This is a genomic window from Cupriavidus sp. P-10, from assembly GCF_003402535.2.
GTDB lineage: Bacteria > Pseudomonadota > Gammaproteobacteria > Burkholderiales > Burkholderiaceae > Cupriavidus.
Genome location: NZ_AP025171.1, coordinates 2361309 through 2381993 on the forward strand (window position 1 = coordinate 2361309; position 20685 = coordinate 2381993).

Consider the following 20685-nt stretch of genomic DNA (forward strand, 5'->3'; position numbering starts at 1 on the left):
CGCGAGGCAGGCGGCGGGCGGGAAGGCGGGCGGCCGGCGATGCGCGGCGGCACGCCGGCCGTCAAAGGTGGAAACAACTATTGCCGCTATGGCCAAGCCCGGCGCATGCCGGCTGCTGGCCGGCGGCGGATTCAGCCGCCTTGCTGCTGGCGCAACAGTTCGGTCACGCGGTCGGCCGGCATCGGCCGCCCATACAGGTAGCCCTGGGCCTCGTAGCAGTCGTTGGCCAGCAGGAAGTCGCGCTGGTCGGTGGTTTCGACGCCCTCGGCAACCACGCCGATGTGCAGGCTCTTGCCCACGTTGATCACCGAGCGCACGATCGCGGCGTCGACCGGATCCTGGGTGACATTGCGGATAAAGGACTGGTCGATCTTCAGCCGATCCACCGGGAACGACTTGAGGAAGCTCAGCGACGCATAGCCGGTGCCGAAATCGTCGCAGGTCAGCGTCACGCCGTCTCGGCGCAGCGCCTGCAACTGGTCCGAGACTTCGTCGCCCTGCTGCAGCGCGATGGTCTCGGTAATCTCGATTTCCAGGCATTCCGGTGCCAGCTCCAGCGCGCGCAGCACGTGGCGCACCTCGGTCAGAAGGCGGCTTTCGGACAGTTGCGCGGCAAACAGGTTGATGGCCACGCGCGGCGGCTGCGGGAACGCCAGTGCCCAGGCGCGCGCCTGCGCGCACGCGGTCTGCAGCAGCCACATGCCGACATCGCTGGCGATGCTGCTGGCGGCCAGCGCATCGATGAACAGCGCCGGCACCACCAGGCCCCGGGTCGGATGGCGCCAGCGCATCAGCGCCTCGGCGCCGCGGATGCGGCCGTCGCGCAGGTCTACCTGCGGCTGGTACAGCAGTTCGAACTGGCGCTGCGCGTAGGCTTCGTGCAGGGCCTGCACCAGAGACAGCCGGGCGGTCACGTCCGAGCGCATCTGCGGCTTGAAGAAGCGGATGGTGCGGCCGCCATCGTGCTTGGCACGGGCCAGCGCCAGGCTCGCGGCGGCGAGGACGTCAGAGCCCTGTTCGCCGGCAGCGGGGATCACGCAGGCACCGATGCTGGCCAGCACATGGTGGCGGCGCCCGGCGTGCTCATGCGGGGAAGACAGCATTGACAGGATCGCCGCGCCAACATGCCGGACCAGCGTGGGATCGGAAATGGAAGGCAGCAGCACGCCGAACTCATCGCTGCCGACGCGGCCGATGGCAGCATCGCGCGGCGATGCGTCGCGCAGGCGCCGGGCCACGCGCTGCAGGATGACGTCGCCCTCGACATGGCCGTGCATATCGTTGAAGGCACGGAAATCGTCGATGCCGATCAGCAGCAATGCGCAGCGGGGCACTGCCTCAGCCTGCAGGCGCGCCTCCAGCCGCTTCAGAAACCCCTGGCGATTGTCAACGCCGGTCAGCGGATCGAGATCCGAGCCTGGCGAGGCGCCAGCCGCCTTCGCGCCGGACTTGGCCACCATCCCTGCCCCATCTGTAATTGTCGACATTGTTACCCGCTAGCAATTTAGCAAGTGTGACGAAAACTTGGAAAAAATCAAGAAGTTCCCGCCGGCTGCCGAAACCCCAATGCGGCGGCGCAACGCTGGCGAGCCCGCCGCGCCGTTGCGCGTTGAATCGGCATCCGGCTTACAGTACCCTACCGCGCACCAGGGCAGTGCCAGCGGCCGTGCCGCCGGAAGCCGCCCTGGGCGCGGCGATGCGGGCAATGGCCGCTCCCCGGAGCCTGTGCTCCGTAGCCACTGCCCCACCCTGAACAAGAACATAACCGGGACCTTCACCGTGAACGCTTGGACCATCCGCACCCGCATTCTGGCCAGCTTTTCCATGATCCTGCTGGTCATGGCCCTGATGGGCGTGGTCGCGTACACGCGGCTGACCGCGATCGAGCGCGAAACCACGCTGATGCTGCATGACGCGCTGCCGGGGCTGAACTACAGCACCGGCATCCGCGGCGTCTGGGGCGAGCGCTATGTGCTCGCCTGGCAGACCATCAATGCCTCCGGCGACGCCGAGCGGCGCAGCTTCCAGCAGGAGAGCCAGAATGCCGCCGCGCGCCTGGACAAGCTGGAGCAGCAGTACGAGGATTCGATCACGCGCAGCGACGACCGGGTCGCCTTCCAGGCCTACCGCGACCTGCGCGCCCAGTATGAACAGGCCGCACAGGTGCTGGTCCAGCCCGGCGACTGGAACGGCGCGGCCGCGGTAGCTGCCCTGCGCGGCAACGTGCATGATCGCTGGATCGCCGCGCGCAAGGCGGCCCAGCACCTGGTCGACGACAACAGCGCGGTCAATGCACGCGCCGCGCGCGGCATCGACGACGCCGTCAACGCGGCCAAGATCGGCATCGAGGCCGCGCTGGTCGTCGCCCTGCTGGTCGCGGTGGTCTGCGGCTACCTGCTGCTGCGTTCGATCACCGTGCCGATGCAGTCGATCGTCGGCCTGCTCACCGGCATGCGTGGCGGCGACCTGCGCCTGCGCATGGCGCTGCGCCGCAAGGACGAGTTCCTGGAGGTCGAGGAAGGCTTCAACCAGATGACCGGCGAGCTGACCTCGCTGGTGGGCCAGGCCCAGCGCACCGCGATCCAGGTCACCACCTCGGTCAACGAGATTGCCGCCACCGCGCGCCAGCAACAGGCCACCGCCACCGAGACCGCCGCCACCACCACGCAGATCGGCGCCACCTCGCGCGAGATCTCGGCTACCGCGCGCGACCTAGTGCGCACCATCCATGAGGTGTCCAGCGCCGCCGAGCAGGCGGCCGGGCTGGCCGGCACCGGGCAGGTGGGCCTGTCGCGCATGGAAGGCACCATGCAGCACGTGATGGAAGCCGCCGGCTCGGTCAACGGCAAGCTCGCCACGCTGAACGAGAAGGCCGGCAATATCAACCAGGTGGTGACCACCATCGCCAAGGTGGCCGACCAGACCAACCTGCTGTCGCTCAATGCCGCGATCGAGGCCGAGAAGGCCGGCGAGTACGGCCGCGGCTTCTCGGTGGTGGCCACCGAGATCCGCCGCCTGGCCGACCAGACCGCGGTGGCCACCTACGACATCGAGCAGATGGTGCGCGAGATCCAGTCGGCCGTGGCCGCCGGCGTGATGGGCATGGACAAGTTCTCGGAGGAAGTGCGCCGCGGCATGTCGGAGGTGACGCAGGTGGGCGACCAGCTGTCGCAGATCATCGCGCAGGTGCAGTCGCTGGCGCCGCGCGTGGTGATGGTCAGCGAAGGCATGCAGGCACAGGCCGGGGGCGCCGAGCAGATCAACCAGGCGCTGATGCAGTTGTCGGAGGCCGCGCAGCAGACGGTCGACTCGCTGCGCCAGTCGAGCCAGGCCATCGACGAGCTGACGCTGGTCGCCAACGACCTGCGCAGCGGCGTCTCGCGCTTCAAGGTCTAGGCGGCCACGTCGGCCTGCCGCGCTGCCTTTGCCATGTTTTCCGCCTCGCGACCATGAAGCTCTTCCTGCTGTTCCGCCTTGGCGCCGACCATTACGCGCTCGATGCGGCGGAGGTCGCCGAGGTGCTGCCGCTGACGCGCCTGAAGCAGATTCCCGGCGCGCCCCCCTGGGTGGCCGGCATGATGGAGCGCCGCGGCCAGCCGGTGCCGGTGATCGACCTGCCCGCGCTGGCCACCGGCGTGCCGGCGGCGCTGCGCACCAGCACGCGCACGGTGCTGGTTTACTACCGCCATCGCGGCACCGCGGCGCCCCGGCTGCTGGGCCTGCGGCTGGAGTCCGCCACGCAGATGCTGCGCTGCCCGGCCGAATCCTTCGTCGACGGCGGCATTGCGGGCGCCAGCCCGCGCTACCTGGGGCCGGTGCGCCATGACGCGCGCGGCCTGGTGCAGTGGGTGCGCATCGACGCCCTGCTGCCAGACGAAATCCATGCGATGCTGTTCGCCGACACGTCCGGAGACCCAGCATGAGCACTGCCACGCACATCGAGGCCCTGCTCAAGGCCCGCATCGGCCTGGACGCCGATGCCATTGGCAGCGGCGCGGTGGAACGCGCGGTGCGCGAGCGCAGCCAGGCGGTGCAGGCGGCCGACACGCAGGCTTACTGGAACTTGCTGCACGGCACCGCGGGCGAGTTCCAGGCGCTGATCGAGGCCGTGGTAGTGCCCGAGACCTGGTTCTTCCGGCACCGCGAAGCGCTGCTGGAGCTTGGCCGCTTCGCTGCCGAGCGCGTTTTTGCGAACGGCACGCGCACGCTGCGCGTGCTCAGCCTGCCCTGCTCCACTGGTGAAGAGCCCTACTCGATTGCCATGGCCCTGCTCGATGCCGGCGTGCCCGCGGCGCGCTTCCGCGTCGACGCCGTCGACATCAGCGCGCGTGCGCTGGCGCGCGCGCGCCAGGGCGAGTACGGCGCCAACGCCTTCCGCAGCGGACCGCTCGACTTCCGCGACCGCTATTTCACGGCCAGCCCCGCCGGCTACGCGCTGGACCCGCGTGTGCGTGCGCAGGCGCGGCTGCTGCAGGGCAACCTGTTCGATGCCAACCTGCTCGCCGGCGAGCCGCCCTATGACTTCGTGTTCTGCCGCAACCTGCTGATCTATTTCGATGCGCCCGACCAGCGGCGCGCGGTGCAGATGCTGGCGCGGCTGACCATGGCCGACGGCCTGCTCTTCGTCGGTCCGGCCGAGGCCAGTTTGTTGAGCGCGCAGGGGCTGGTGCCCGTGGGCGTGCCGCTGACCTTTGCCTTCCGCAAGCCGGCGCCGCCCGTCCCCTTGCACGCGGCGCCGGCCGCTACCGCCCATCCGCCGCAGGTGGCGAGGATGGCCGCTCCGCCGCGCCTGCCGCGCGCGCCGGTGCCAGCCCGGCCGGTGCCCGCGCGTCCGGCCACGGTGGCTGCCTGGCCCGCCATACCCACCCCGCCTGCCAATGCACACGCCGCCAAACTGGTCCGCATCGCCGCCATGGCCGACCGCGGCGAGCTGGAGGCCGCCACCGCCGCCTGCCAGGCGCTGCTCGAGCGCATCGGCACGACTGCCGGCGCCGTTGGTGCCTGGTGCATGCTGGGCGTGCTGCACGACGCCGCCGGCCGCACCGCGCAGGCGCACGCCACCTACCGCAAGGCGCTGTACCTGGACCCGTCGCACCAGGAAAGCCTGTATCACCTGGCCGCGCTGCTCGACACCGAAGGCGACCACGACGGCGCCATGCGCCTGCGCCACCGCGCGCAACGCCATACCCGCAAGCATCATGGCTGAACCGCAAGGCACTTTCTCGGGCACTTTCTCGGGCACATTCTCGGGGTCCTCAGGCAACTTCGCGGACACCTCCGCGGCCACCATCGTGGTGGACGATTGCTGGCGCCGCATCGGCGTGCGCGGCGACGGCTCCTGCCCGGCGCTGGCCGAGCATGCGCACTGCCGCAACTGCCCCACCTACGCGCAAGCCGCTGCCATGCTGCTGGATGCGCAGCAACTGGACCAGCTCGCCGATTCACTGCCCGACGCGGCAATGCTCGCCGCGGAAGCAGACGGCCCGTACACCGGGGATGGCACGGCGCTGTCGTGCCTGGTCTTCCGCATCGGTGACGAATGGCTGGCGCTGCCGACCGCGGCGCTGGGCGAAGTCACCGCGCCGTGCCCGGTGCATTCGCTGCCGCACCGCCGCGATGCCGCCGTGCTTGGCCTGGCAGCCGTGCGCGGCAACCTGCTGGTGTGCCTGTCGCTGGCACGGCTGTTTGGCTCCGGCGCCGGCACCGGCAGTGCCAGGCCCGCTACCGTCGATGCCGGCGAGGCCGCGGGCAGCCGCTTCCTGATCCTCGGGCAGGGCCGCGCCGCGCTTGCGCTGCCGGTGGCCGAAGTATCCGGCGTAGTGCGCGTGGCCAGGCCCGCGCTGCAGCCGCTGCCGGCCACGCTGGGCCGGGCGTCGGCGCACTACTCGCAGGCGCTGTTCCTGGACCAGGGCCGCAGCGTCGGCCTGCTCGACGCGACCCTGCTGCGCCAGGCCCTGGCACGGAGCCTGGCATGAACCCGGAACAATTGCGCGACGCCTCCCTGCTCGAGCTGTTCGCGCTCGAGGCTGAATCGCAGGCCGAGATCCTCAACGCCGGGCTGCTGGCGCTGGAACGCAACCCGGCCGCCGCCGAGCACCTGGAAGCGTGCATGCGCGCGGCGCATTCGCTCAAGGGCGCAGCGCGCATCGTCGGGCTCGATGCCGGCGTGCGCATCGCACACGCGATGGAAGACTGCCTGGTGGCCGCGCAAGGCGGCATGCCGCTGGCCGCCGCGCACATCGACGCGCTGCTGCAGGGTACCGACCTGCTGCTGCGCATCGGCCATCCGCCCGGCGGCGATCCAGGCTGGGCCGACGCTGCCGGCCGCGCCGAGATCGATGCGGTGGTGCAGCGGCTGGGCACGCTGGACGGCGGCCTGGCCTTGCCGCCTGCCACCGCTCCGATGGCCGCGCCCTCGACCGTGCAGGCAGGCGACGCGCCCGCCGTGCCACCTGCGCCATCCGCACCCGTCCCGCGGCCGCAGGCAGTGGAGACCCTGCCGCAGCCGACCGCCGCCGGCGAGGCGCAGGAACGCATGCTGCGCGTCAGTGCCGATGCCCTGGACCAGCTGCTGGCGCTGTCCGGCGAGGCCATGGTCGAATCGCACTGGCTGCGGCCTTTCAGCCAGGCGCTGCAGAAGGCCAGGCGCCAGCAGGCGCGCGCCCTTCGCGTCGCCGACGCGCTGCAGGACGCGCTGCAGGACACGCTCGGGGACAACGCCGGCGCGCGCGCGGCGCTGGCCGAGTTGCGCCAGCTGCTCGACGACGGGCATGGCGAGCTGTCGCGGCGGGCCGATGAATTCGACCAGTACGACCACCGTGCCACGCGCCTTGCGCGCCGGCTCTACGACAGCGCACTGGGTTCGCGCATGCGCCCGCTGGCGGATGGCCTGACCGGCTACGCGCGCATGGTCCGCGACCTGGGGCGCACGCTGGGCAAGTCCGTGCACCTGGAACTGGTCGGCGCCGGCACCCAGGTCGACCGTGACATCCTGGAAGCGCTCGACGCCCCGCTCGCCCACTTGCTGCGCAACGCCGTGGACCACGGCATCGAGCCGCCCGCGGTGCGCCAGGCACAGGGCAAGCCCGCCGAAGGCCGCGTCACGCTGCAGGCGCGCCACAACGCCGGCCGGCTGGTGATCGAGATCTTCGACGACGGCGCCGGCGTGGACCTGGACGCGCTGCGGCGCGCGATCGTGCGCCGCGGCCTGGCCTCGGAAGACACCGCGGCGCGGTTGTCGCAAGCGGAGTTGCTCGATTTCCTGCTGCTGCCCGGCTTCAGCATGCGCGACACCGTGTCGGACGTCTCCGGCCGCGGCGTGGGGCTGGACGCGGTGCAGGAGATGGTGCGACGCGTGCGCGGCAGCCTGCGCCTGACGCAGCAGCCCGGACAGGGCCTGCATTTCCAGCTCGAGCTGCCGCTGACGCTGTCGGTGGTGCGCACGCTGCTGGTCGAGGTCGCGGGCGAGGCCTATGCCTTCCCGCTCGGGCGCGTGCTGCGCGCCACCGCGGTCGGGCGCGCGCAGATCGAGCAGACCGAAGGCCACCAGCATTTCCGCCATGAGGGCCGCGCCGTCGGCCTGGTCAGCGCGGCGCAGGTGCTGCAGCGGCCGGAGAGCGCCGCGCCCGAGCACGACGACGTGCAGGTGATCGTCGTCGGCGAGGGCGAACGCACCTACGGCATCGCGGTCGACCGCATGCTGGGCGAGCGGCTGCTGGTGGTGCAGCCACTGCCCGCCGCGCTGGGCAAGGTGAAAGACATTGCCGCCGGCAGCCTGACCGACGACGGCACGCCAGTGCTGATCTTCGATGTGGAGGACCTGCTGCGCTCGGTCGAGAAGCTGGTCTCCGAAGGCCGCATCGAAGGCGTGCGCCAGGCCGCCGAAGCCAGCGTGCAGTCGCGCGCGCGGCGCGTGCTGGTGGTGGACGACTCGCTTACCGTGCGCGAGCTGCAGCGCAAGCTGCTGGCCGGGCGCGGCTACGATGTCGCGGTGGCGGTCGACGGCATGGACGGCTGGAACGTGCTGCGCGCCGAGCCCTTCGACCTGGTCATTACCGACATCGACATGCCGCGCATGGACGGCATCGAGCTGGTGAGCAGGATCCGCCATGATGCCGCGCTGCGCCAGCTGCCGGTGATGGTGGTGTCGTACAAGGACCGCGAACAGGACCGCCAGCGCGGCCTGGAAGCAGGCGCGGACTACTATCTGGCCAAGGGCAGTTTCCACGACGCCGCGCTGCTCGACGCGGTGCAGGACCTGATCGGCGAGGCACGCTCATGAAAATCGGCATCGTCAACGATTCCCCGCTCGCGGTCGCCGCGCTGCGCCGCGCCATCGCGCTGGACCCCGCCTTCGAGGTCGCCTGGGTCGCCGGCGACGGCGAACAGGCCGTGCAGATGGCGGCGGCCCGCACGCCCGACCTGATCCTGATGGACCTGCTGATGCCAGTGATGGACGGCGTCGAGGCCACGCGCCGCATCATGGCGGCCACGCCTTGCGCGATCGTGGTCGTCACCATGGATCTCGGCCGCAATGCCGCGCAGGTGTTCGACGCGATGGGACACGGGGCCATCGACGCGGTCGATACGCCCACGCTGGCGGAAGCCGATGCGCAGCTCGCGGCCGGCCCGCTGCTGCGCAAGATGCGCAATATCGGCCGGCTGCTGGCGGGCCGCGTGGCCCCGCAGCACACACTGCAAGCCGCCCCGCGCGCGCTGACCGCGCCGCGGCTGGTAGCGATCGGCGCTTCCGCCGGCGGCCCCGCCGCGCTGGCGACGTTGCTGGGCGCGCTGCCGGCCGACTTCGGCGCGGCGGTGGTGGCCGTGCAGCACGTCGACGAGGCCTTTGCCGCCGGCATGGCCGACTGGCTCGATGGCCAGTGCGCGCTGCCGGTGCGCATCGCCCGCGCCGGCGACACGCCGCAGGCCGGCACGGTGTTGCTGGCCGGCACCAACGACCACCTGCGCCTGGCCAGCCCGACGCGCATGGTCTATACCGAGCAGCCGTGCGACTACTTGTACCGGCCCTCCATCGATGTTTTTTTTGAAAGCGTGGTCGAACACTGGCGCGGCGACGTGGTCGGCGTGCTGTTGACCGGCATGGGCCGCGACGGCGCGCTCGGCCTGAAAGCGATGCGCGACCGGGGCTTCCTGACGATCGCACAGGATCGCGCCACCAGCGCGGTGTACGGCATGCCGAAAGCGGCGGCGACAATCGGCGCGGCCGCCGAGATCCTGCCGCTGAACCGCATCGCGCCGCGGCTGGTGCAGGCATGCGGGCGCAGCGGCCTGCCGGCCCCCATGCCGTCTCCCTTGCCCTGAGCGCCCCTGAACACGCTGAGCGCCACCAGACCGTTCGACGACATCCCGCCCGGCAGCGGGACCGAATACCCAGGATTACAGCATGCAACCCCAATACCCTGCCTCTTCACCCAATGCGGCCGCCACGGCTGCCACGCCTGGCACCACACAGGACTACCAGGTCATGGTGCTGCTGGTGGACGACCAGGCCATGGTCGGCGAAGCGGTGCGCCGTGCGCTGTCCACCGAGCCCGACATCGATTTTCACTATTGCTCGCAGCCCGACGAGGCCGTCGCCGTGGCGCAGCGCACCCGCCCCACGGTGATCCTGCAGGACCTGGTCATGCCGGGCGTGGACGGACTGACGCTGGTCCGCCACTATCGCGAGAACGCCGCCACGCGCGATATCCCGATCATCGTGCTGTCGACCAAGGAAGAGGCCTCGATGAAAAGCGCGGCCTTCGCCGCCGGCGCCAACGACTACCTGGTCAAGCTGCCCGACAGCATCGAGCTGATCGCGCGCATCCGCTACCACTCGCGCTCGTACCTGAACCTGCTGCAACGCGACGAAGCCTACCGTGCGCTGCGGCAAAGCCAGCAGCAGTTGCTCGAAACCAACCTGGAACTGCAGCGGCTGACCAACTCGGACGGCCTCACCGGGCTCTCCAATCGCCGCTACTTCGACGAGTACCTCGGTGCGGAATGGCGTCGCGCGCAGCGCGAGCAAACGCAGCTGGCGCTGGTGATGATCGATGTCGACGCCTTCAAGGCCTACAACGATACCTATGGCCACGTCGCCGGCGACGACGTGCTGCGGCGCGTGGCCGCGGTGATCAAGGACAACTGCGCGCGGCCCTCTGACCTGCCCGCGCGCTTCGGCGGCGAAGAGTTCGCGATGGTGCTGCCGGGCACCTCGCCCGGCGGCGTGCGGCTGCTGGCCGAGAAAGTCCGCCGCGCGGTGCAGGGCCTTGCCATCGCGCACAGCGGCTCGCCCACCAGCGATTGCGTGACCGTCAGCATCGGCGGCGCGCTGCTGGTACCGCAGGCCGGCGAGCCGTCGAGCCGGCTGGTGGAAGTCGCCGATGCGGGTCTTTACCAGGCCAAGCGCAACGGGCGCAACCAGGTCATGATGTCGCTGCCGCACGGATGAGTCCGATCGCGCCAAAACCATTGCCTTAATGACGGCGTCAATCTGGCGCCTCGCCCCTTGCAACAACCGGTTACACAGTAGTTGCCGCGGGCCCGCACAAGCCTGCGCGTCGGGCCGCCAGCCGCCACCCTATGCCCGCTCACGCTTTGCCGCATTTCGGACGGATTTTGGGCACTGTGGCTTGTGGGATTCCTCCGACAGGGAATTCGGAACCGCGCGCCTGTCTCGCACCACCCTTCATACCTATCGTTGCATCACGGCACGCGCGTTCTTCAACGCGTCTGCAACCCACGCAGAAAGCCAACTGGCCACGCTATCGGCGCTCCCGTCCCGCGGCATGGGCCAGATCGTCTCTGAATCCAACGGTAAGAGGTGACCCATGTTCCGATCCAAGACCAGCCTTATCCTCGGCCTCGCGCTGGCCGCAACGGCAATCCTGTCCGCCTGCGGCGGCGGCGGCGATGACGGTATCGACGATCGCGTCGGCCTGAGCAAGCCGACCATCCGCGCGATCCATGCGGTCACCGGCGGTCCCAACGTCGACATCCGGCAGAACGGCGCGCTGACCAGCTTCACCAACAAGCCGTACAAGTTCGTCTCGACTTACTTCAACGTTGAAACCGGCAACCAGCTGATCTCGTTCAACACGGCTGGCACGCAGACCGAACTCGGCCGCGCAGTCGTGACGGCAGCGACCGGCCACAAGTACACGGTGGTTGCCCTGCCTGGCGCCACGGGGGCCGAAGTGCTGCAGATCGATGATCCGTTCGAGAAGGGCCTGCTGTCCAACAAGGCGCGCGTGCGCACGCTGAACGCTTCGTTCAATGCCCAGGCAGTTGACTTCTACCTGACCATGCCGGCGATCGATATCAACTCGGTGGGTCCGAACTTTAGCAACGTGGGGTACAAGCAGGCAGCGCCCGCTTCAGGCGTTGACTCGGTCGACATGGACGGCGGCACCTATCGCCTGCGCATCACGGCGGCAGGGACCAAGACCGTGATCTTTGATTCCGGCGCGCTGACGCTGGACAACAACGCCGACTGGCTGATCACCACCATTCCGGTCGACGGCATCGGCGCAACCGTGCCGAACAAGATCAAGGTGCTGGTGGCGCGTGGCAACGACGAATCGCAGGCCGGCCTGGAGCTGGTCACGCAATAACGCAACAAGCAAGCATCCCCTTGCCTGTGCCATGCGCGCAGGCAAGCGCTGCAGGCCGGTCCACAGGACCGGCCTGCTTTCATTCCATGCACTCGGTCCGGCCGCGACTGACGACATTCGGGTGCCGAGCCTGTACGCTATGGGGGGAACGTGCGTGGCGACGCTGCCCGTTGCGGCAATTCGCGCGCTGCTTCCTGCACACATCCTTCGGGGAGATTGAGACATGGCCATCCAGCTCAACCACACCATCGTGTTTTCCCATGACAAGAAGGTATCCGCCGACTTCCTTTGCGAGATCCTCGGACGCCCCGAGGCGGTGCCGTTCGGGCCATTTCTCGGAGTCCGGCTCGACAACGGCGTCACCCTGGACTTCATGGACGCCGAAGGCGATGTTGCCCTGCAACACTATGCCTTCCTGCTCAGCGATGCCGAGTTCGACCAGAGTTTTGCCCGCATCCGCGCGCGCAACCTGATGTACTGGGCCGACCCGTACCGCCGGCGGCCAGAAGAAGTCAACACCGACGATGGCGGGCGCCGGGTCTATTTCGAAGACCCGAGCAAGCATTTCCTGGAGATCTTTACGAGGGAATGACGAGCAGAAGGGCTTGCCCGTCAGCCCTGCTCGCCCTCCTCCGGTGCCAGCTCGGCCTTCAGCACCGCAAGGTGCGAGATGTACTGCTCCAGCTCGGCGCGCCCGCGCTCCGTAATGCAGTAGACACGGCCGCTGCCTTCCACCAGTTCGGCGGTGATGGCACGCGCCATCATCAGGCTGCGCAGCACCGGGCGCAGCGAGCGGATGTTCTTGTCGATGCCCCGCTCGCGCAGGCGCTCGACCAGGTTCAGGACCGTCGCAGGGCTCGACTGCACGAGCTTCAGGACGTAGATACGTGAGAAAAACCGGTCAAATGTTGGCGGTTTCATGGGCGCTGTCGGCGCACCCGATGGTGCGGGAATCCTGATCATCATGCGCAGCCCATGACTGCTGCCGCAGTCGGGCACTCTCTTGTCGGCGGACCGGCTTCGGCCAGGGGCCGCGGTCCAAAGAAAAACGGGGTGCACAGAGGCACCCCGAAACGCTTGCGTTGTGATGCGCCGTCTCGGGTGAACCGTTCCGACGGCGCAATCCCGGGGGCGCGCGACGCTATTCTTCCTGGAACGCCTCTTCGCGCTTGGCCTTGATCGACGGCAGGGCCACCACCGCCACCAGTGCGGCAGCCGCGATCAGCAGGCCGACCGACAGCGGACGTGTCACGAACACGGTGAAGTCGCCACGCGACAGCAGCAGCGAGCGGCGGAAGTTCTCTTCCATCATCGGCCCGAGCACGAAGCCGAGCAGCAGCGGCGCGGGCTCGCACTTCAACTTCAGGAACAGGTAGCCGATGATGCCGAAGCCGGCAGCCATGAACACGTCGAAGGTCTGGTTGTTGACCGAGTAGACGCCGATGCAGCAGAACGTCAGGATGGCCGGGTACAGGAAGCGATACGGCACGGTCAGCAGCTTCACCCAGATACCGATCATCGGCAGGTTCAGGATGATCAGCATCAGGTTGCCGATCCACATCGAGGCGATCAGGCCCCAGAACAGCGCCGGGTTGCTGGTCATCACCTGCGGGCCGGGCTGGATGTTGTGGATGGTCATCGCACCCACCATCAGCGCCATCACCGCGTTGGGCGGAATGCCCAGCGTCAGCAGCGGGATGAAGGAGGTCTGCGCCGCGGCGTTGTTGGCCGATTCCGGACCCGCCACGCCCTCGATCGCGCCCTTGCCGAACTCGTGCGCAAACTTGGAGGTCTTCTTCTCCAGCGAGTAGGCCGCGAACGATGCCAGTGCCGCCCCGCCGCCCGGCAGGATACCCAGCGCCGAACCCAGCGCCGTGCCGCGCAGCACCGCGGGGATCATGCGCTTGAAGTCTTCCCTGGTCGGGAACAGGTTGGTGACCTTGTTGGTAAAGGTCTCACGGGCTTCCTTCTGCTCCAGGTTGGCGATGATTTCCGCGAAGCCGAACATACCCATGGCCAGTGCCACGAAGTCGATACCGTCGGTCAGTTCCGGCACGTCGAACGAGAAACGCGCCGCGCCCGAATTCACGTCAGTACCGATCAGGCCCAGCAGCAGGCCCAGCACGATCATCGAGATCGCCTTCGGCAGCGAGCCGGAGGCCAGCACCACGGCACCGATCAGGCCCAGCACCATCAGCGAGAAGTACTCGGCCGGGCCGAACTTGAACGCGATCTCCGACAGCGGCGTGGCAAATGCGGCCAGGATCAGCGTGGCCACGCACCCGGCGAAGAACGAGCCCAGGCCGGCGGTGGCCAGCGCCACCCCCGCTCGCCCTCGCCTTGCCATCTGGTAGCCGTCGATGGTCGTCACCACCGACGACGATTCACCCGGCAGGTTCACCAGGATGGCGGTGGTCGAACCGCCGTACTGGGCGCCGTAGTAGATGCCGGCCAGCATGATCAGCGCGGCCACCGGCGGCAGCGTATAGGTGATCGGCAGCAGCATGGCGATGGTAGCCAGCGGCCCCAGGCCCGGCAGCACGCCGATCAGCGTACCCAGCACGCAGCCCAGGAAGGCATAGGCCAGGTTCTGCAGCGACAGGGCTGTGGAAAAGCCCAGCGCAAGATGGTCAAACAATTCCATGGTGTGCGACTCCTTAGCCGGTAATGAAGGCCGGCCACACCGGCATCTGCAGGTTGATGCCGTAGACGAAGGCGCCCAGGCTGATCAGCACCAGCACCACACCGTTGAGCAGCGCGCCCTTCCAGCTGAATTCATGGCTCGCCATCGACGACACCAGGACCAGCACGAACACGGACAGCACCATGCCGAGCGGCTTGAGCAGCAACCCGAACAGCACGACCGAACCCAGGATCCACAGCAGGGTCTTCAGGTCCCAGCGGGCGAGATGGTCTTCCTCACCCTTGGACGAGAGCGAGCCCAGCAGCACCACCGCGCCCAGCACGGCGAGCACCAGGCCCAACAGGAAGGGGAAATATCCGGGCCCCATCTTCGCCGCCGTTCCCATGGAATAGCCGCGTGCGACCCAGGAAAAGCCCAGACCGACCAGGATAAACATCAGGCCGGAGGCAAAGTCCTTTTGGCTGCGTATGCGCAAAACGATTCTCCTCGAAGTTCATGAAAAGCAAGGCCGGGACGTGCGCCGGCTCTGGCGCAACGCGGCATGCGAAAGGCATGGTTCCCGACGGTTGGATCGAACCTTAAAGAGGTGATCTTTCAGGTGCCTTTCATTTGTCTTGGTTTAGGGGTATTTACCGATACGCCTTGAAACAAGGGGCTTTTTTGATAGCTGCGCGTGAGTTAATACATCACTCTGTGATGTATTTGTTCGCATTGCTTCTGCTGTGGAAGGGCTCGTCGGCGCAGGCAGAACTGAGGGGATTTTGGCCTGGCGAATAAGACGGCGCGCGCGCTTGCGTCAGGGCAAGGCGCGGCCGTTAAGACGCGCTTGCATGTACAGGCGCGTGTGCTGGGAGGGAGTACCAGCGGTGGCAGGATGACAGGTTGATCTTTCGAATGGCTTTCAGTTTTGGATGCCTGATTGTTCCTGGGGGCTTTGAGCAGATCTCAAGCGCAGCGAGAACAAATCAAACTCACCGAACCTGCTCCACCCCCACATCCTCACAAGGCGTCCCCATACTCGTATCAGGCGCCTGCCCCACCGCCTCCCCAGGATGCCCGCCAGCCGGCAGGATATGACTACGCCGCCAGTCCCCAAACTGGTAATACGCAGCGGCAAGCCCCAACGACACCACCGACCCCAGCGGAAAACTCCACCAGATCGCATCCGCCCCGATGCGCTCACCAAGCAGCCACGCAAAAGGCAACCTGATTACCCACATCGACAAGAACAAAATCACCAGCGGCGCCATCACCGCCCCAGTAGCGCGTACCGTACCAAAAATAACAATAGTGAAGCCAAACAAGATAAACGACCAAAGCACCACCACGTTGATATGCTGCGCGATGCCAATGGCAACGCTGTCGCCACCAAGAAAGATGCCGAGCGAATGCCGATTGAACAGGTAGATCAGGCCAACCAACGCCCCAGTCATGGCCACATTGAACACCAACCCCACACGCGTGATGCGCGAAACCCGCTGCCACAGCCCGGCCCCAACATTCTGCGCGACCATCGACGACACGCTGGCACCAACCGCCAGCGCCGGCATCTGCACATACGTCCACAGTTGCGACGCCACGCCATAAGCCGCCGTCGTCTGCGAGCCATAAGCGTTGACCAGCGCCATCATCACGATCGCCGACGACGAGATCACGACCATCTGCAACCCCATCGGCAACCCCTTCAGCACCAGCGCACGCAGGATCGCCGGGGCCGGGCGCAGTAGCGAAAGCTGGCCACGATGCAGCAGCAGGAAATGCCGGCGGCGATAAAGCAGCACCATCATCGCCGCCAGGCTGACCAGTTGCGCGATCAGCGTCGCCAGCGCCGAGCCTGCGATACCCATGGCAGGCAGCGGCCCGACGCCGAAGATCAGCACTGGGTTGAGCGCCACGTCCAGCACCACCGACAACAGCATGAACCAGAACGGCGTGCGTGAATCGCCCGCGCCGCGCAGCGTCATCATCACGAAGTTGTAGAAGTACATGAACGGCAGCGCCAGGAAGATGATGCGCAGGTAGCTCACCGCCAGCGGCGCGGCGTCTTCCGGCGTACGCATCGCCGCCAGGATGTCGGGCGTATAGACAAAGCCGAGCACCGACGCCAGCACCGACAGCGCGACAAAGAACGTGGTGCTGGTGCCGACCACACGCCGCGCCTCGTCCAGGTCGCGGGCACCCACTGCCTGCCCGATCATGATGGTGTTGGCCATGCTGATGCCGAACACCACGCCAAGCAGGAAGAACAGGATGATATTGGCGTTGGAGGTCGCCGTCAGCGCGGCTTCGCCAAGAAAGCGCCCGACCCAGACCGAATTGATCGAGGCGTTCAGCGATTGCAGGATGTTGCTGCCGAGCACCGGCAACGAGAACAGCAGCAGCGTGCGGCCGATCGGGCCGGTGGTCAGTCTGGCGTCTGGCTTCATCGGAGGCATGGCGCGGAGCTGCGGCGGCCGGCGCCGCGCCCCGGCGCCCAGGGTGCGTTGGATGGCATCGGGAAATCCGGCCAGTCTATCGCTGCGAAGCTGCCGTCACAAGCGTGGGCCGCGCGGCTTTGCCCCGCATTTTTTTACCTGAATGAGTTATTCCGGGCCAATGCTGCCCCACGCATACTCGGTGCGGGGCGGCGCCTGGCAGAGGCGGTGCGCCAAACCGGCACGCCACGGACCGGCCCGCAGAGGCCGCTTGCCGTTTCCACATCACGCATCACGCATTCCCACGAAGTTCCGGCAGCAAGCGCAGCGTATCGTACGCGCGCGCCCTTCAGTCGCGGTTCCTGTCGCGGTTCGTTCGAGGAGGTGGGGTCATGTTTGTCGGTTTCCAGCCTGTTCCCGGCACCGTGGTGCCGTACGCCTATGACTGGCCCATGGTGGCCCTGTCGTTCCTGATCTCGGTTTGCGGTGCCTACGTGGGGCTGCGCTGGTCGCGGCGCATACGGCTGCCAGACGGGCGGCTGGACGTTGACCGGCTGCTGTGCGCCAGCGTGGCACTGGGCGGCGGCGCGGTCTGGTCAATGCATTTCATCGGCATGGTGGCGTACCAGACGCCGACCCACCGCGAGTTCGGGCTGTTCATGACGCTGGCATCGCTGCTCGTCGTCATGGTGCTCGCCGGCACCGGACTGGCCATCGCCTCGCGTCCGCGCGGCAGCCGCTCCGACAACGTGGTGAAGGGCGGCGTGCTGACCGGGCTGGGCGTGGTGGCGATGCACTACACCGGCATGGAGGCAATCCGCTCCAATACCCGCTTTGACTGGGACCTGGGCGTGATCGCGCTGTCGGCGGTGATTGCCGTGGTGGTATCGGTGGTGGCGCTGTGGCTGGCCACCACGGTGACGACGCGCGGCAAGCAGCTGGCCGCGGCGGTGGTGATGGGCGTGGCGGTCTGCGGCATGCACTACACGGGCATGTCCGCCGGCACCATGGTCTGCACCACCCCCACCTATGCGCCGAGCCTGTTCGCCATCGAGGGCGACAGCATCGGCTATGCCGTGTTCGGCCTGACGCTGATCACGCTGCTGGTGATCCTGGTGGTGGAAGCCACCCGCACCGGCGCCGCCACCGCCGCCACCGCCGCCGCCCGGCCGCGCGACCTGGCCTGAGCGCCACGGGCCCGGGCCCGGCCAGGCGCGCATCCGCCCCGACCCGGCGGGACCGCTGCCGCACTTTCCACCTTGCCTGCGCCCGGCCGGGGAGCAGCGCCCACTGCATGATCGCCGCAGTCGGGGTAAGCTTGCGTTTTCGCTGATGGCCGCGGCCGCGGGGTTGCCCGCCGCCGCGGCCTTGCCCTTCGCCCATCGAACGCCACCAAGGAGAACACGCATGTACCAGGATCTCGCCCTCTATATCGACGGTGAATTCATCAAGGGAGGCGACAGGCGCGAGCAGGACGTCATCAATCCGGCCACCGAGGAAGTGCTCGGCAAGCTGCCGCACGCAACCCGCGCCGACCTGGACCGCGCGCTCGCCGCCGCGCAGCGCGCGTTCGAGAGCTGGAAGAAGTCCTCGCCGCTGGAGCGCGGCAAGATCCTGCGCCGCGTAGGCGAGCTGGCCCGCGAGCGCGCCAAGGACATCGGCCGCAATATCACGCTGGACCAGGGCAAGCCGCTGGCCGAAGCCATCGGCGAAATCATGGTCTGCGCCGAGCATGCCGACTGGCACGCCGAGGAATGCCGACGCATCTACGGCCGCGTGATCCCGCCGCGCCAGCCCAATGTGCGCCAGATCGTGGTGCGCGAGCCGATCGGCGTCTGCGCCGCGTTCACGCCGTGGAACTTCCCGTTCAACCAGGCGATCCGCAAGATCGTGGCCGCGGTGGGCGCGGGCTGCACGCTGATCCTGAAGGGGCCGGAGGACTCGCCCAGCGCGGTGGTGGCGCTGGCCCAGCTGTTCCATGACGCCGGCCTGCCCCCGGGCGTGCTGAACATCGTCTGGGGCGTGCCCGGCGAAGTCTCGACCTACCTGATCGAATCGCCGATCGTGCGCAAGATCTCGTTCACCGGCTCGGTGCCGGTAGGCAAGCAGCTGGCCGCGCTGGCCGGCGCGCACATGAAGCGCGTGACCATGGAGCTGGGTGGGCATTCGCCGGTGCTGGTGTTCGACGACGCCGACATCGAGCCCGCCGCCGAAATGCTGGCGCGCTTCAAGCTGCGCAATGCCGGCCAGGTGTGCGTGTCGCCGACGCGCTTCTACGTCCAGGAAAAGGCGTACGACAAGTTCCTGGCGCGCTTTACCGAGGTGATCGGCTCGATCAAGGTCGGCAATGGCCTGGACGACGGCACCCAGATGGGCCCGCTGGCGCATGAGCGCCGCGTGCTGTCGATGGAGCAGTTCCTGGACGACGCCAGCCAGCGCGGCGGCAAGGTGGTGGCCGGCGGCTCGCGCATCAGCGCGCTCGGCAACGACAAGGGCTATTTCTTCGCGCCGACCGTGGTGACCGACCTGCCCGACGATTCGCGCCTGATGACCGACGAGCCGTTCGGTCCCGTGGCACCGGTCACGCGCTTCAAGGACACCGCCGAAGTGCTGCGCCGCGCCAACAGCCTGCCCTTCGGCCTGGCCTCGTATGTGTTCACCAACTCGCTGAAGACCGCGACGGAAGTGTCCAACGGGCTGGAAGCGGGCATGGTCAACATCAACCACTTCGGCATGGCGCTGGCCGAGACACCGTTCGGCGGCATCAAGGATTCGGGCATTGGCAGCGAGGGTGGCCTGGAGACGTTCGATGGCTACCTGGTGACCAAGTTCATCACCCAGGTCTGAAGCCAACAGCCAGTCAGAGGCGGCCTGCCGCCGGCTTCCTCCCGGAGCCGGCGGCGCCCTCCCCGTCAGCGGAAGAAGATGCCGCGCGTCAGGAACGTATAGTTCGCTTCTTCCGCCATCAGCCAGACCAGCACCAGCAGGCACAGCGGCGGGACCAGGATGGCGCAGATCAGCGCCATGCGTTCCCAGGCCATGTGCATGAACACCGCCACGATCAGCCCCGCCTTCAGCGCCATGAACACCAGGATCAGCGTCCAGCGCAGGTATCCGGTGACATGGAAATAGTCGACCATGTAGGACAGCGTCGACAGCACGAACAGCAACAGCCAGATCTTCAGGTACAGCCCGATGGGATGCTGCTGGCCGCTGTGCGCCCCGGCATGTTCGGGCTCGTGCGCGGCCGGCTGCGCAGGCGGCGGGGGGGATGCGGGGGATGTGGGAGTCGATGCCATGGCCGCCCTCACCAGAGATAGAACAACGCGAAGATGAATACCCAGACCAGGTCAACGAAGTGCCAGTACAGGCCGGCGATCTCGACGATCTGGTAGTTGCCGGTGGCTTCGTAGCGCCCGCGCAGCACGCGCGTGGCCACCACCAGCAGGTAGATCACGCCGCACGACACGTGCAGCCCGTGGAAGCCTGTGATCATGAAGAAGGTCGAGCCGAACTGCGCGGCGCCCATCGGATTGCTCCACGGGCGCACGCCCTCGTCGACGATCAGCTTGGTCCATTCGAACGCCTGCATGCCGACAAAGAGCATGCCGAACACTGCCGTCGCCAGCATCAGCATGGCGCACTGGCGGCGTTCGCGCCGGTAGGCGAAGTTGACCGCCATCGCCATGGTGCCGCTGCTGGTGATCAGCACGAAGGTCATGATGGCGATCAGCAGCAGCGGGATATCGGCGCCGCCCACGTGCAGCGCGAACACCTCGCTGGGATTCGGCCATGGCACCGTGGTCGCCATGCGCACCGACATATAGCCGGTCAGGAAGCAGCTGAAGACAAAGGTGTCGGACAGCAGGAAGATCCACATCATGGTCTTGCCCCACGACACCTTGAAGGCCTGCTGGTCCGACGACCAGTCGGCCAGCAGGCCGCGCACGCCACCCAGCGGCGCGCCCGCGGCGGGCGTGGCCGATGACGAAGACAGTTGCGTTGACATGCCGCT

The 20685-nt window shown here is 67.7% G+C and carries 18 protein-coding genes; 11 read left to right on the forward strand and 7 right to left on the reverse strand.

The genetic code is table 11. From position 1 onward, the window contains the following. Positions 1-131: 131 nt before the first annotated feature. Positions 132-1460 carry a putative bifunctional diguanylate cyclase/phosphodiesterase gene (locus CTP10_RS27475; RefSeq protein ID WP_116319477.1) on the reverse strand — a complete coding sequence of 443 codons (1329 nt, stop codon included), beginning with the start codon at positions 1458-1460 and terminating at the stop codon, positions 132-134. Positions 1461-1779: 319 nt separating this feature from the next. On the opposite strand from CTP10_RS27475, the gene CTP10_RS27480 reads away from it, so the two are divergent. The 9 genes from CTP10_RS27480 to CTP10_RS27520 all read left to right on the forward strand — a co-directional run bounded on the left by CTP10_RS27480 (position 1780) and on the right by CTP10_RS27520 (position 12204). Then, on the forward strand, positions 1780-3396 hold the full coding sequence (locus tag CTP10_RS27480; protein WP_116319615.1) for a methyl-accepting chemotaxis protein: 1617 nt from the start codon (positions 1780-1782) through the stop codon (positions 3394-3396). Positions 3397-3449: 53 nt separating this feature from the next. After that, a complete protein-coding gene (locus tag CTP10_RS27485) occupies positions 3450-3923 on the forward strand; it encodes a chemotaxis protein CheW (RefSeq protein WP_116319476.1) in 474 nt (157 codons plus the stop codon). Further along, the gene (locus CTP10_RS27490) at positions 3920-5206 is read left to right on the forward strand and encodes a CheR family methyltransferase (protein ID WP_116319475.1); all 1287 of its coding nucleotides are present in this window, start codon (positions 3920-3922) and stop codon (positions 5204-5206) included. The genes CTP10_RS27485 and CTP10_RS27490 overlap by 4 nt, the downstream gene beginning before the upstream one ends. After that, entirely contained in the window at positions 5199-5975 is a 777-nt protein-coding gene (locus CTP10_RS27495; protein WP_116319474.1) for a chemotaxis protein CheW, read from the forward strand. The genes CTP10_RS27490 and CTP10_RS27495 overlap by 8 nt, the downstream gene beginning before the upstream one ends. Further along, positions 5972-8281 (forward strand): hybrid sensor histidine kinase/response regulator, encoded by a 2310-nt coding sequence (locus tag CTP10_RS27500; RefSeq protein ID WP_116319473.1) that lies wholly within the window; start codon positions 5972-5974, stop codon positions 8279-8281. Before CTP10_RS27495 ends, CTP10_RS27500 begins: the two co-directional genes overlap by 4 nt. Continuing rightward, positions 8278-9321: a chemotaxis response regulator protein-glutamate methylesterase gene (locus CTP10_RS27505; protein WP_116319472.1), complete on the forward strand. Its 1044-nt coding sequence runs from the start codon at positions 8278-8280 to the stop codon at positions 9319-9321. Before CTP10_RS27500 ends, CTP10_RS27505 begins: the two co-directional genes overlap by 4 nt. Positions 9322-9403: 82 nt before the next feature. Then, positions 9404-10450: a response regulator gene (locus CTP10_RS27510; protein WP_367395062.1), complete on the forward strand. Its 1047-nt coding sequence runs from the start codon at positions 9404-9406 to the stop codon at positions 10448-10450. Positions 10451-10829: 379 nt separating this feature from the next. Then, positions 10830-11612 (forward strand): DUF4397 domain-containing protein, encoded by a 783-nt coding sequence (locus tag CTP10_RS27515; protein ID WP_116319471.1) that lies wholly within the window; start codon positions 10830-10832, stop codon positions 11610-11612. Positions 11613-11835: 223 nt separating this feature from the next. Continuing rightward, positions 11836-12204 carry a VOC family protein gene (locus CTP10_RS27520; protein ID WP_116319470.1) on the forward strand — a complete coding sequence of 123 codons (369 nt, stop codon included), beginning with the start codon at positions 11836-11838 and terminating at the stop codon, positions 12202-12204. 20 nt (positions 12205-12224) lie between these two features. Here the strand turns inward: CTP10_RS27520 and CTP10_RS27525 are convergent, their stop codons facing one another. From CTP10_RS27525 to CTP10_RS27540, 4 genes are all read right to left on the reverse strand, one after another. Beyond that, the gene (locus tag CTP10_RS27525) at positions 12225-12533 is read right to left on the reverse strand and encodes a helix-turn-helix transcriptional regulator (protein ID WP_116319469.1); all 309 of its coding nucleotides are present in this window, start codon (positions 12531-12533) and stop codon (positions 12225-12227) included. Between the two features lie 220 nt (positions 12534-12753). After that, a complete protein-coding gene (locus tag CTP10_RS27530) occupies positions 12754-14256 on the reverse strand; it encodes a tripartite tricarboxylate transporter permease (protein ID WP_063237226.1) in 1503 nt (500 codons plus the stop codon). 13 nt (positions 14257-14269) lie between these two features. Next, entirely contained in the window at positions 14270-14731 is a 462-nt protein-coding gene (locus CTP10_RS27535; protein ID WP_116319468.1) for a tripartite tricarboxylate transporter TctB family protein, read from the reverse strand. A 496-nt stretch (positions 14732-15227) separates the two neighbouring features. After that, positions 15228-16682, reverse strand: coding sequence for an MATE family efflux transporter (locus tag CTP10_RS27540; RefSeq protein WP_116319467.1), 1455 nt, complete (start codon positions 16680-16682; stop codon positions 15228-15230). Between the two features lie 380 nt (positions 16683-17062). Here CTP10_RS27540 and CTP10_RS27545 point away from each other — a divergent pair, with 380 nt between their 5' ends. Both CTP10_RS27545 and CTP10_RS27550 read left to right on the forward strand, forming a co-directional pair. Further along, on the forward strand, positions 17063-17857 hold the full coding sequence (locus CTP10_RS27545; RefSeq protein WP_116319466.1) for an MHYT domain-containing protein: 795 nt from the start codon (positions 17063-17065) through the stop codon (positions 17855-17857). A gap of 220 nt (positions 17858-18077) precedes the next feature. After that, on the forward strand, positions 18078-19517 hold the full coding sequence (locus CTP10_RS27550) for an NAD-dependent succinate-semialdehyde dehydrogenase (protein ID WP_029047530.1): 1440 nt from the start codon (positions 18078-18080) through the stop codon (positions 19515-19517). A 65-nt stretch (positions 19518-19582) separates the two neighbouring features. Here the strand turns inward: CTP10_RS27550 and CTP10_RS27555 are convergent, their stop codons facing one another. Next, positions 19583-19969, reverse strand: coding sequence for a cytochrome C oxidase subunit IV family protein (locus CTP10_RS27555; RefSeq protein ID WP_116319465.1), 387 nt, complete (start codon positions 19967-19969; stop codon positions 19583-19585). 8 nt (positions 19970-19977) lie between these two features. Beyond that, on the reverse strand, positions 19978-20679 hold the full coding sequence (locus CTP10_RS27560; RefSeq protein ID WP_116319464.1) for a heme-copper oxidase subunit III family protein: 702 nt from the start codon (positions 20677-20679) through the stop codon (positions 19978-19980). Positions 20680-20685 lie beyond the last annotated feature (6 nt).